The 11,524-nt window shown below is 71.1% G+C and carries 12 protein-coding genes; 3 read left to right on the top strand and 9 right to left on the bottom strand.

Features of this window, described 5'->3' with window-relative positions:
- Nucleotides 1-72: 72 nt before the first annotated feature.
- Nucleotides 73-357 (bottom strand): glutaredoxin family protein, encoded by a 285-nt coding sequence (locus ACIOWN_RS23205; RefSeq protein ID WP_362355767.1) that lies wholly within the window; start codon nt 355-357, stop codon nt 73-75.
- A gap of 153 nt (nt 358-510) precedes the next feature.
- On the opposite strand from ACIOWN_RS23205, the gene ACIOWN_RS23200 reads away from it, so the two are divergent.
- The 3 genes from ACIOWN_RS23200 (at nt 511) to ACIOWN_RS23190 (ending at nt 4,155) form a co-directional block, all read left to right on the top strand.
- Complete coding sequence (locus ACIOWN_RS23200) at nt 511-1,437, top strand: HAD-IB family hydrolase (RefSeq protein WP_362355765.1); 927 nt, start codon at nt 511-513, stop codon at nt 1,435-1,437.
- Between the two features lie 430 nt (nt 1,438-1,867).
- A complete protein-coding gene (locus ACIOWN_RS23195; protein ID WP_362355763.1) occupies nt 1,868-2,692 on the top strand; it encodes an ECF subfamily RNA polymerase sigma factor, BldN family in 825 nt (274 codons plus the stop codon).
- Nucleotides 2,693-2,925: 233 nt separating this feature from the next.
- Nucleotides 2,926-4,155 (top strand): DUF5667 domain-containing protein, encoded by a 1,230-nt coding sequence (locus ACIOWN_RS23190; protein WP_362355761.1) that lies wholly within the window; start codon nt 2,926-2,928, stop codon nt 4,153-4,155.
- 227 nt (nt 4,156-4,382) lie between these two features.
- Here ACIOWN_RS23190 and ACIOWN_RS23185 read toward each other — a convergent pair whose 3' ends face one another.
- From ACIOWN_RS23185 to ACIOWN_RS23150, 8 genes are all read right to left on the bottom strand, one after another.
- The gene (locus ACIOWN_RS23185; RefSeq protein ID WP_362355759.1) at nt 4,383-5,435 is read right to left on the bottom strand and encodes a lysophospholipid acyltransferase family protein; all 1,053 of its coding nucleotides are present in this window, start codon (nt 5,433-5,435) and stop codon (nt 4,383-4,385) included.
- A gap of 13 nt (nt 5,436-5,448) precedes the next feature.
- Nucleotides 5,449-6,510 carry an NAD-dependent epimerase/dehydratase family protein gene (locus ACIOWN_RS23180; RefSeq protein WP_362355757.1) on the bottom strand — a complete coding sequence of 354 codons (1,062 nt, stop codon included), beginning with the start codon at nt 6,508-6,510 and terminating at the stop codon, nt 5,449-5,451.
- A 233-nt stretch (nt 6,511-6,743) separates the two neighbouring features.
- A complete protein-coding gene (locus ACIOWN_RS23175; RefSeq protein WP_003948845.1) occupies nt 6,744-6,842 on the bottom strand; it encodes a 30S ribosomal protein bS22 in 99 nt (32 codons plus the stop codon).
- A gap of 164 nt (nt 6,843-7,006) precedes the next feature.
- Nucleotides 7,007-7,219 (bottom strand): helix-turn-helix domain-containing protein, encoded by a 213-nt coding sequence (locus tag ACIOWN_RS23170; protein ID WP_157842153.1) that lies wholly within the window; start codon nt 7,217-7,219, stop codon nt 7,007-7,009.
- Nucleotides 7,220-7,347: 128 nt separating this feature from the next.
- Nucleotides 7,348-8,163 (bottom strand): phosphatase, encoded by an 816-nt coding sequence (locus tag ACIOWN_RS23165; protein WP_362355755.1) that lies wholly within the window; start codon nt 8,161-8,163, stop codon nt 7,348-7,350.
- Between the two features lie 88 nt (nt 8,164-8,251).
- Nucleotides 8,252-9,424 carry an acetoin utilization protein AcuC gene (locus ACIOWN_RS23160; protein WP_362355753.1) on the bottom strand — a complete coding sequence of 391 codons (1,173 nt, stop codon included), beginning with the start codon at nt 9,422-9,424 and terminating at the stop codon, nt 8,252-8,254.
- Nucleotides 9,375-10,619: an MFS transporter gene (locus ACIOWN_RS23155; protein ID WP_401983265.1), complete on the bottom strand. Its 1,245-nt coding sequence runs from the start codon at nt 10,617-10,619 to the stop codon at nt 9,375-9,377. Before ACIOWN_RS23155 ends, ACIOWN_RS23160 begins: the two co-directional genes overlap by 50 nt.
- Nucleotides 10,620-10,752: 133 nt before the next feature.
- On the bottom strand, nt 10,753-11,397 hold the full coding sequence (locus ACIOWN_RS23150) for an HAD family hydrolase (protein ID WP_362355749.1): 645 nt from the start codon (nt 11,395-11,397) through the stop codon (nt 10,753-10,755).
- Nucleotides 11,398-11,524: the final 127 nt, after the last annotated feature.

Genomic DNA, 11,524 nt, shown 5'->3' with positions numbered 1-11,524 from the left:
CGCCCCCGAGACCAAGACGCCATCGATCCTAGGCGACTTCCGGCCACTTTGAACTCATCGGTCAGTCTTCGATCAACCCCCGAGCTCCTTGCGCAGTCGCTCCTCGTTCACACGCCAGAAGGTGTGCTGTTCACCGTCGACGAGTACGACAGGGATCTGCTCCCAGTACCGGTCGTACAGCTCCCGGTCCTGGGTGATGTCCTTCTGTTCCCAGACGACGCCGAGATCGGCGCAGACCTTCTCTACGACGGCCTGCGCGTCGTCGCACAGATGGCAGCCCGGCTTGCGGACCAGGGTGACGAGCCGCCCCTGGGGCCCGGGGGACTTGCGGCGGAAGATGGGACTCATGTCGGCCATTGTCGCTCCGGCACGCCGCCTCGGAACCCCGTCGGCGCGGGGCGGTGGGACCCGGTCGGCGCGGGCCGGCGCAACGCCGCCGTCGCGAAGAGTTCACGGCCCGCGAAACCTCTCGACTCCGGAACCACCCCGCCAACTGGCTATGCTCACGCCATGGCCGCTCTCGGATGGCTCACTTCCCGTAGGCGCTCCGCCACGGCGCGAAGCGTGTTGGCAGGCGAGGCCTCGGCGGAGGCAGCGCGCAAATCCTCGCAGGAAGCGGGCGTCCCGCCCTCCGCGCAGGAGGTCTCGGAGTTCCCGGTGCACGGGGACGAGAGGGCCGCGGCCTTCTTCGACCTGGACAACACCGTCATGCAGGGCGCCGCGCTGTTCCACTTCGGCCGGGGCCTGTACAAGCGGAAGTTCTTCGACACGCGCGACCTCGCCAAGTTCGCCTGGCAGCAGGCGTGGTTCCGGCTGGCCGGGGTCGAGGACCCCGAGCACATGCAGGACGCCCGCGACTCGGCGCTGTCGATCGTGAAGGGCCATCGGGTCGCCGAGCTGAAGTCGATCGGCGAGGAGATCTACGACGAGTACATGGCCGAGCGGATCTGGCCGGGCACGCGCGCGCTCGCCCAGGCCCATCTGGACGCCGGCCAGAAGGTGTGGTTGGTCACAGCCGCGCCGGTGGAGATCGCGCAGGTCATCGCCCGCCGCCTGGACCTGACCGGCGCGCTCGGCACGGTGGCGGAGTCCGTCGACGGCGTCTACACCGGCCGCCTGGTCGGCGAGCCGCTGCACGGCCCGGCGAAGGCGGAGGCGGTACGCGCCCTGGCCGCGGCCGAGGCCCTGGACCTGAGCCGCTGCGCCGCCTACAGCGACTCCCACAACGACATCCCCATGCTGTCCCTGGTCGGCCACCCCTACGCCATCAACCCCGACGCGAAACTCCGCCGCCATGCCCGCGAGATGGACTGGCGTCTGCGCGACTACCGCACCGGCCGCAAGGCGGCCAAGGTCGGCATCCCCGCGGCGGCCGGCGTCGGCGCCGTGGCCGGCGGCACCGCGGCGGCCATCGCCCTGCACCGCCGCCGCCGCTGACACCGGCACGCCGCCGGCTCTCCCGCCCCCCGGATTCCCCGGATCCCAGGATCCCCGCACGCACCCGTGCCGCCCAATGGCCGCACGGGCCTTCGGCGATCGCGTTCGTGCGGCGCACCGGAACCGCGGGCAATTGACCGAACGTACGCCCATACCGTTCCGGCCATTCGACTTGGCGGTGCATCGCCAGGAAACACCCCCGACATGAGCCGAAGACGGAACGGACTGGTCAGCAAACGGTCACTCTGCGACACCCGAAGGCATGCAAATCGGTTAGGGAAGCGACGGAATCGATGATTTGAGCAACTCGGTGTAGCAGTGCCTGTACGAAGCGTTATTCTCCTCAGACGCAAACCGGTCCCCCATCGTCGCTACGACGGGTGAACGGTTCCGCACTGCACGTGATGGAAGCTCTGCCTCTGGGAGTCCCGTGTACCCACACGTCGGGGTTGACGCCTCGGGCCTGGCTACGCTCCGCGCCACGGTCCTGGACCTGCTGCGCGGTCTCGTCCCCACCGCGTACGCCGGCCCCGCATTCGCCACCGCCGCGCCGGTCGGCCCGTGCTACGCGCTGGCCGACGGCATGGAGCAGGTGCCGACTCGCAGCGCCGTGGTCGAGGGGCGGCGGACGGGCGACGCGCGGGCGACCGGCAGGCGGGGACGATCGGCCTCGGCGGCCGCTGTCCGCCGCCCGGCCGCGGACAGCGACAGCGCCCGGATGATGGAGCTCGTCGAGCGCGCCCAGGCCGGCGAGGCCGACGCCTTCGGACGGCTCTACGACCAGTACAGCGACACCGTGTACCGGTACATCTACTACCGCGTCGGCGGCAAGGCGACGGCCGAGGACCTCACCAGTGAGACCTTCCTGCGCGCCCTGCGCCGCATCGGGACCTTCACCTGGCAGGGCCGCGACTTCGGCGCCTGGCTGGTCACCATCGCCCGCAACCTCGTGGCCGACCACTTCAAGTCCAGCCGGTTCCGGCTCGAGGTCACCACCGGCGAGATGCTCGACGCCAACGAGGTCGAGCGCTCCCCCGAGGACTCCGTCCTCGAATCCCTGTCCAACGCCGCCCTCCTGGACGCCGTACGACGACTCAACCCGCAGCAGCAGGAGTGCGTCACGCTCCGCTTCCTCCAGGGCCTGTCCGTCGCGGAGACCGCCCGGGTGATGGGCAAGAACGAGGGTGCGATCAAGACCCTCCAGTACCGGGCCGTGCGCACCCTGGCCCGGCTTCTCCCCGACGACGCGCGCTGAGCGCACACACGCTCCGCGACCTTCAACTCACCCTCCGTCGAAGCGTTTTGACTTCTCGATCCGATCCGCCGGGGTCCGTAACCCAAGTGCCGCGCCGCTCGTTGTGCGGGATAGAGGCTCCCTGTGGTCACGCCCTGGCCAATCCTGATCGACCGATCGGGAGAAGCGGCTGGGGACGTGCACCCTCAGGACCCCCGGGGAGTCGACCGTGATGACGAGAGGAGGTGCCGCCAGTGATCGCGAAAGTATCGGCGCACCGGCGGGCGAACGCCTTCGCCCAGGCCCTGGAAGAGCTGTCCGACCGGGGCACGGCGGCCGAACAGGCCGAAGGACCGGCACCGGCCCCGGCTGCCGCGGAACAGACCGAGCAGGGCCGCATGCTGGCCCTCGCCACCGGTCTGGACGCGCTGCCGCGGCCGGAGCTGGACCCCGAGGTCAAGGTCGTCCAGCGGGCCCGCCTGGTGGCCGCGATGGAGGCCATGGTCCAGGAGAGCACCGCGGCGGGCGGGGCGAGTGACCCACCGGTGCCCAGGCAACGCGGCGCACACCGGGCGAGCGGCCTGGGGAAACTGCGGCCGCGCACGCGGCTGAGCAAGTCGCTGGCCGCCGGCGGACTCAGCGTGGGTGTGGCCGCGGGAGCCTTCGGCGGAGTGGCCGCCGCAAGCTCCGGCGCCCTCCCCGGTGACTCGCTGTACGGGCTCAAGCGCGGCATCGAGGACTTCAAGCTCACCTACCTGACCGACGGCGCCGACGAGCAGGGCCAGGCCTACCTCGATCTGGCCTCGACCCGCTTGAGCGAGGCCCGCCGGCTGATGGAGCGCGACCGCGGCGGACAGCTCGACCACGAGTCGATCGGCGAGATCCGCCGCACCCTGTCCGGGATGCAGCACGACGCCGCCGAGGGCCACCGGCTGCTGCACCAGGCGTACGAACGCGACCCCGATTCCCTGCGTCCCATCCAGGCCCTCTCCACCTTCTCGCGGTCCCACCGCGAGGCCTGGGGCGCGCTCCGGGACCGGCTGCCCGTGCAGCTCGGTGACGTCAGCCGGCAGGTGTCGTCGGTGTTCGACGCCATAGACGACGAGGTCGCCCCGCTGCAGTCGATGCTCCCCCAGCCCTCCGCCCCGGCCGGCGACGGCAAGCAGCACGTCCCCCGGCCGACGCCGTCCGCCGGCTCGCCCGGCGCCGCCCACTCGGCCCAGCCCGGCATCGGCGCCGACGCATCCTCCGGCAGCCCCCACTCGGGTGGAGCCGACGAGCCCAGCGCCTCGGCCGGCTCCGGCAGCGAGGGCGACGGGTTCCTCGGCGGCTCCACCGGCGACCTGCTCGACCCGCCGAAGCCCAGCGGCAGCGCCTCGCCGTCCGCGGCCAAGTCGCCGCCCAGCGGCCCGGACGTGACGATCCCGCCGCTCCTTCCGGGCCTGCTGCCCGGCCTCGGCATCAACGCGGAGGACACGAAGTAGGCGGTGCCGGCCCCACGGCGGCGGGGGCGTCCCTTGGTGAGGGACGCCCCCGCCGCCGTGGCACCGTCAGAAGAACTCAGAAGTCCCCTTCCGCGCCGTGCCGCGGAAGGTCCGTCCCCTCAGAAGCACACAGACCTGCGCTGCACCAGCAGCTTGGCCCCTCTCGTCTGCCGTCCTCGCACTGCTCCGCAGGCTTCGGCCGACTGCGCCGAACTCCGTCCGTCGGCTCAGAAGAACACAGACCTGCGCTGCACCAGCAGCTTGTACAGGGTGTGCTGGATCTGCTCGCGGACCTGGTCGGTCAGGTTGAACATCAGCATCGGGTCCTCGGCCGCCTCCGGCGGATACCCGTCCGTCGCGATGGGCTCGCCGAACTGGATCGTCCACTTCGTCGGCAGCGGGATCGCGCCCAGCGGACCCAGCCACGGGAAAGTCGGCGTCAGCGGGAAGTACGGGATGCCCAGCAGCCGCGCCAGGGTCTTGGCGTTGCCGATCATCGGATAGATCTCCTCGGCCCCGACGACCGAGCACGGGATGATCGGCACGCCCTGGCGCAGCGCGGTCGACACGAAGCCGCCCCGGCCGAACCGCTGCAGCTTGTAGCGCTCGCTGAACGGCTTGCCGATGCCCTTGAAGCCCTCCGGCATCACCCCGACCAGCTCGCCCTGCCCGAGCAGCCGCTCGGCGTCCTCGGTGCAGGCGAGGGTGTGGCCGAGCTTGCGGGCGAGTTCGTTGACCACCGGCAGCACGAACACCAGGTCGGCCGCGAGCAGCCGCAGATGCCGGCCCGCGGGATGCCGGTCGTGGACGGCGACCTGCATCATCAGCCCGTCCAGCGGCAGCGTGCCGGAGTGGTTGGCGACGATCAGGGCGCCACCCTCGGCGGGGATGTTCTCGATGCCCTTCACATCGACCCGGAAGTACTTCTCGTACAGCGGCCGCAGCAGGGACATCAGGAACTGGTCGGTGAGCTCGGCGTCGTAGCCGAAGTCGTCGACGTCGTAGTCCCCGGTGAGACGGCGGCGCAGGAACGCCAGACCACTCGCGATGCGCCGCTCCAGGCCGCCGTCCTCCGCCGGCCCGCTCGGCGGCTGCTCCTCACCGGTCACAGGGACGTCCTCCTGCGCGGCCTCCATGCCGGGCAGGGGCTGCACCTCGCCGACCGACGCTGGCTCGGCGCCGGTGCGGCGGCTCCCCGTGCCCCGGCGCCGCGACGGCCGCTGTCCGGCGCTCCCACGGGACCGGTCGTCGTCGAACGGAATGACCTTGGCGTCCGCCATGGTGCTGCGCTCCTCAGTTGGCGCTCTGCGTCTGGGGGTGGCCGCTGCCCGGGTGGGACAGCGCGGCGATCCGGTCGACGGCCCCCGCGAGGGCCTCCGGCGGCAGCAGCCCGGGGCCGTGGCTGCGGGCGAACTCCGCGAAGGTCTCCGCGGTCGTGTACTTGGGTGCGAAGCCGAGTGTCTCGCGCATCTGGTCCGTCGCCACGACCCGGCCGTGGGTCAGCAGGCGGATCTGCTCGGGTGAGAAGTCCGTCATTCCCAGCGTACGCACCAGCGAGCCCGCCCACGTCACGGCGGGCAGCAGCAGCGGCACCGTGGGGCGCCCCAGCCGCCGGGAGCACTGCGAGAGCAGCAGCACGCCGTCGCCGGCGACGTTGAACGTGCCGCTGTTGAGGGTGGCGCGGCGCGGCTCGTGCGAGGCGATCCGCAGCACCTCGATCACGTCGTCCTCGTGCACGAACTGCAACCGCGGGTCGTATCCGAACACCGTCGGCAGCACCGGCAGCGAGAAGTAGGAGGCGAGCGGGGTGTCCGCCGTCGGGCCGAGGATGTTGGCGAACCTGAGCACGCACACGGCGACGTCCGGCCGCCGCCTGGCGAAGCCCCGCACATACCCCTCGACCTCGACCGTGTCCTTCGCGAAGCCGCCGGACGGCAGGGACTTGGGCGGGGTGGTCTCGGTGAACACCGCCGGGTCGCGGGGAGCGGAGCCGTAGACGTTGGTGCTGGACTTGACCACCAGCCGCTTGACCGACGGGGACTTCTGGCAGGCGCCCAGCAGCTGCATGGTGCCGATGACGTTGGTCTCCTTGACCAGGGCCCGGCTGCCGCTGGCCAGCGCGGTGCCGGTCACGTCCATGTGCACCACGGTGTCGGCGGACGTCTCGGCGAGCACCCGCGCGATCGTGGGCTGCCGGATGTCCGCCTGGACGAAGTCGGCGCCGCCCAGATGGTGCTCGGGCGGCACCGCGTCCACGGCGACCACCCGGTCGACCTGCGGATCACGCTGGATACGGCGCACGAACCGGCCCGCGAGCTGGCGGGCCACTCCGGTCACGAGCACGACCTGTCCCAAGATCAGCGCCTTCCTTCCGGCCCGGATTCCCGCCGGGTTCCCCATGTGCGGCCAACCTATCGGGTCGGGACCGCGCCACGGCGGGGCTCGATGCGCACGTGCCGGAAGGTACGTGCGTGCGAACGGGATCGAGCCACCACCGCGGCATGCCCCGGACGCACGCGACCCCCCACCGGATGGTGGGGGGTCACAGACACGCTTTCGCGTTGGCGCGTACCGCGCGCGACCGGCGTCTACTTCTTGTTGCGACGCTGGACGCGGGTGCGCTTGAGCAGCTTGCGGTGCTTCTTCTTGGCCATCCGCTTGCGCCGCTTCTTGATAACAGAGCCCACGACTACCCTCGCTCACTTCTCATCACTCGGTGTTTGGGCGCCATGGGCCCACACGACCTACGAGGGGCTAGCCTACCCGCCCGAGGGCTGAGGTCGTAATCGAGGTGTCCGGAGGGATCCGGAAGTGTTCCGTACTGTCCTTCACGGACCCCTCCCGGTCGTCGTCAGGCGGTGTCCACCCCCACGTAGCTCTCGCGGAGGTACTCGTGAACCGCTTGCTCCGGGACGCGGAAGGACCGCCCCACCCGGATCGCGGGCAGATGACCGCTGTGCACCAGGCGGTACACGGTCATCTTCGACACTCGCATGACCGAGGCGACTTCCGCCACGGTAAGGAACTGAACCTCGTTCAGAGGCCTTTCGCCAGCTGCAGCCATGACACACCTGAACCTTCCGCACTCGACGGCCACCGGCTTCCCCTTCCGGTGACTCTTCGTCGCTGCGTGCTCACTCCCCAGGGTAGGGGCGTGTGATGCGAGTGGGGAAGAGGTGGACCATCGGCGGCCTACTGTGACAGACAGGCGCGATTGAGTACGTAGCGGGCCAGCGGGCGGTAGTAGGCGGGCCGTACGCCGTCATCAAGTGGAACGACGACGGACACGCACCCCTCCGCCTGCCCGACGAAGAGCGCGGGGTCGTTCGTGTCGGCCGGGCCCATCGCCTCGAACCCCAGCTGACCTGCGCCGCAGACCCAGCCGTGATCCCCGATCACCAGGCCGGGCAGCGGTCCGCCGGCGTCGGCCGCCGCCGCGAGCGCCAGCCGAACCGGCAGCGGTGAATGCGTGTGCGCGCCGGGCTCACCACCGGAGCGTTCGGCGCCCTGCGGCCGGACCAGGGCGACTCCCCGGACGTACTCGAGGAGGTACGTGCGTAGACCGAACCGGGTCGTTATGTCGACAGAACGACCCTGCGCGGGAGTGAGGACGGTACATCCCGCCGCCGACAGGGCGTCCGCCAGCGCGGCGTAGAAACCGAGCAGCCGGTGCGGGTGCCCGGTGCCCAGGAGCACGGGGGCACCCCGCCGCGCCGCCGCACCGAGCCGGTCCGCGAAGGCGTCCAGCGCGGCCAGCGTCAGATCCGGGTCGATGACATCCGGGCCGAGAGTGTGCAGCGGATCGGCCGAAACGCCGCACCTGCGTGCCATCAGCTCGATCAAGTCCCGCTGCTGCCATGACCCTTCGGGGTCGATTCCGATCAGCACCCGGGGATCCCGGGCCGCGAACAGCCGGTAGCTGCGCAGACCGGCCTCCCGCGTCGTGGCCACCACCCCGGCGAGACGGGCCCTCACCAGATGGGCGCGGAGCGCCGCGATGCTCAACACCCGAGCGATGCTGACGCACGGCCTCCGCGGTCGTCCCGGGAACCCGGGAACACCGCACAGTCGGCCTAATCGAAAAACCCGGCCTGTGCTACGGCAGCAGACCCCGCAGCGGGAACACCGCCCGCCGGGTCGCCAGGATCGTCTGGTCCAGCCGGTCCGCCGGGTCGTACCCCGCCTCCCAGTCCGCCCAGGACACCGGCCACCGTCCGTCGGTCATCCGCATCGGGCCCAACCGCCGCGTCCGCGCGTACACCGCCTGCCGCCAGCTCTCCGGAATCACCGTCTCCGGCTCCACCGGGCGCCCCACGGCGATCCCCACAAGATGCGTCCACGACCGGGGGACGACGTCCACCACCTCGTATCCGCCGCCGCCCAGCGCGATCCACCGTCCTTCGGCATGCTCGTGGGCCAGTTCGTGGCACGCCAGCTGCACCGCCCGCTGCGCGTCCAGCGACACCGTCAGATGCGCCAGCGGATCCTCGAAGTGCGTGTCGGCCCCGTGCTGGGTGACCAGCACCTGCGGCCGGAAGTCGGCGACGAGTTCCGGCACCACCGCGTGGAACGCCCGCAGCCACCCGGCGTCCCCGGTCCCCGCCGGCAGCGCCACGTTCACGGCCGATCCCTCGGCGGACGGCGCCCCGGTCTCCTGCGGCCATCCCGTCTGCGGGAACAGCGTCCGGGGATGCTCGTGCAGCGAGATCGTCAGTACCCGCGGGTCCTCCCAGAACGCGGTCTGCACCCCGTCCCCGTGGTGCACGTCGGTGTCGACGTACACGACCCGCTCGGCCCCCAGCTCCAGCAGCCGGGCGATGGCCAGCGCGGCGTCGTTGTAGACGCAGAAGCCCGAAGCGGCGCCCGGCATCGCGTGGTGCAGTCCGCCCGCGAAGTTCACCGCGTGCAGGGCGTCCCCGTGCCACACGGCCTCCGCCGCCGCCACCGACTGGCCCGCGATCAGCGCGGACACCTCGTGCATCCCGGCGAACGCCGGATCGTCCAGCGTCCCCAGGCCGTACGCCGCGTCCGCCGATGCCGGATCCGCCGACGCGGCCTTCACCGCGGCGATGTAGTCGTCCCGGTGGACCAGCCGCAGCGTCGAGTCGCCGGCCGGCCTGGCCGCCACCAGCCGCGCCTCCCGGTCGAGTCCGAGCGCGTCGACCAGTTTCCGGGTCAGGACGAGGCGGATCGGGTCCATCGGGTGGTCCCGGCCGAAGTCATAGCCCGTTACTGCCTCGTCCCACATCAGCTGTGCGCGGCCGCTCATGCCCGTCACCGTATCGGTCCGCCCGCGGCGCGAACGACCCGGCGCACACCGACGTCACCAGCACCAGAGCCATGGGCACCAGCATCGCCCCGCGGTAGCTCCACGCGTCGCCGAGCGCGCCCACCAGCGGGGAGCCGACCAGGAAACCCACGTAGTTGAAGATGTTGAGCCGTGCGACGGCCTGGTCCGACGCCCCCGGGCCGTAGTTGTCAAAAGCGTGCCGCCCGGCCGCGGCGAAGGTCTGGGGCACCAGCACGCACAGCCCCAGCCCCAGCAGCGTGAACCCGAGCATGCCCACCCAGGGACCGGGTGCCCCGGCGACCACCGCGAACCCCAGCGCCGCCACCAGCGCGCCCAGCCGTACGACGGCCACGGCGCCGAACCGCCGCACCCCGGTGTCCCCGAGGGCCCGCCCCAGCAGGGTGGTGACCATGTAGACGTTGTACGGCACCGTCGCGAGCTGCTCGGAGCTGCCCAGCGTGTCCTGAAGGTACTTCGCGCTCCAGTTGGAGACGGTCGAGTCGCCTATGTACGCGAAGGTCATCACCAGGCAGAGCGGCAGCAGCAGCCGGAACACGACGGTCCCGCCGCCTTCGCCACCGGCCTTCCCGTCGGCCTTTTCCGGTGCGGCGGGGGAGTCCGCGTCGACGTACCACCGGCTGCCCACGAGGGCCGCCGGCAGCAGCACCGCCACCACCGGCAGGTACGACACCCACAGGGCCAGGTGCCAGTGCGCCCCGGCCCAGGCCAGCGAGGCACCCAGGATCCCGCCGAGGCTGTAGACGGCGTGGAAGCCGAGCATGATGCTGCGGCCGTACGCCCGCTGGAGGCTCACTCCGAGCATGTTCATCGAGGCGTCCAGCATCCCCACGGCCAGCCCGAACGCGGCCAGAGCGACGGCCAGTTCGGCGACCCGGTCGCCCGCCCCGACACCGAGCAGGGACAGGAGGACGACGGGCTGGGACCAGCGCAGCAGCCGGCTGGGCCGGACGCGTTTCACCAGTCGCCCGGTGGTCGTGCTGCCGGCACCGGCGAGGATCGGCACGGCGGCCAGGAAGACCGGCAGCAGCGCGTCGGAGACCCCGTACCGGCCCTGGATGGCCGGGATGCGCGTCACGAGGAGAGCGAAGGCGACGCCCTGCGTGAAGAAGCTGAACGCCAGCGAGGCCCTACCGCGCCGCAGCACATCAGTCATGGCGGCGAGCGTAGGGCCCTGGTCTACCTGTGGGTAGGTCCGGTGAAAGATGAATTCCGCTCAGCTTCCGGCGAGGGCAAGTCCGTTCGGGGACTTCGCATGACAATCGTCAGTGCCACGGCGGTGGCCGGCGTCATGTCAGCAGGCCGGCCAACTCCTCCATGCGTGAGAAGAGTTGGGTGGCATCCGCGAGCCTGGTAGCCGGGGTCATCGCCGTGAAGCCGTAGACGTCCATCCCGGCCGCGACGGCGGCCTGGACGCCCAGCGGGGAGTCCTCGACGACGACGCACTTCTCTGGGGCCGCTCCCATCCGGTCGGCCGCGTGGAGGAACAGGTCCGGCGCCGGCTTGCCCCGGCCCACGTCCTGCGAACTGAAGATCCGTTCCTCGTCGAACCACCGGTCCAGGCCGGTCGCCCGGTGTCCCACCCGGATCCGCTCGTGACTTCCCGAGGACGCGACACAGTACGGCGTCCCGTCCACCGCGAGCTTCTCCAGTACGTCGGCGGCACCGGCCACCGGCTTCAACTCGCGCTGGAACGCGGCGAACACACGGGCGTGGAAGACGTCGTCGAAGTCGTCCGGCAGCCGCTTCCCCGTCCGCTCCAGGACCAGGTCGTGGATTCGGTGCATCGCCGACCCCATGTAGTCACGGATGGAGTCCTCGTAGGAGGTGGGGTGCCCCAACTCGGTGAGGTAGGCGGCGAGGAGCCGGTTGGAGATGGGCTCACTGTCGACGAGGACGCCGTCGTTGTCGAAGATGACGAGGTCGTAGCGCATGAGTACGAGCCTAAACGAGCGCCGGCCGGCCGTGAACGCAGAAAACCCCCGTGCAACGGCACGGGGGTTTTCTCACAATTTGTTCGGCGGCGTCCTACTCTCCCACAGGGTCCCCCCTGCAGTACCA

The sequence above is a fragment of the Streptomyces sp. NPDC087787 genome (assembly GCF_044743035.1).
Lineage (GTDB): Bacteria > Actinomycetota > Actinomycetes > Streptomycetales > Streptomycetaceae > Streptomyces.
Note: the sequence above shows the minus strand (reverse complement) of the source record. Positions and strands in the feature narration are given on the sequence as shown.

Excerpts from the sequence above, each read along its gene's own strand:
- ACIOWN_RS23200 (WP_362355765.1), top strand. The coding sequence starts at position 511 with ATGGCCGCTCTCGGATGGCTCACTTCCCGTAGGCGCTCCGCCACGGCG.
- ACIOWN_RS23155 (WP_401983265.1), bottom strand. The coding sequence starts at position 10,619 with ATGACTGATGTGCTGCGGCGCGGTAGGGCCTCGCTGGCGTTCAGCTTC.
- ACIOWN_RS23170 (WP_157842153.1), bottom strand. The coding sequence starts at position 7,219 with ATGGCTGCAGCTGGCGAAAGGCCTCTGAACGAGGTTCAGTTCCTTACC.
- ACIOWN_RS23205 (WP_362355767.1), bottom strand. The coding sequence starts at position 357 with ATGGCCGACATGAGTCCCATCTTCCGCCGCAAGTCCCCCGGGCCCCAG.
- ACIOWN_RS23150 (WP_362355749.1), bottom strand. The coding sequence starts at position 11,397 with ATGCGCTACGACCTCGTCATCTTCGACAACGACGGCGTCCTCGTCGAC.
- ACIOWN_RS23160 (WP_362355753.1), bottom strand. The coding sequence starts at position 9,424 with ATGAGCGGCCGCGCACAGCTGATGTGGGACGAGGCAGTAACGGGCTAT.
- ACIOWN_RS23185 (WP_362355759.1), bottom strand. The coding sequence starts at position 5,435 with ATGGCGGACGCCAAGGTCATTCCGTTCGACGACGACCGGTCCCGTGGG.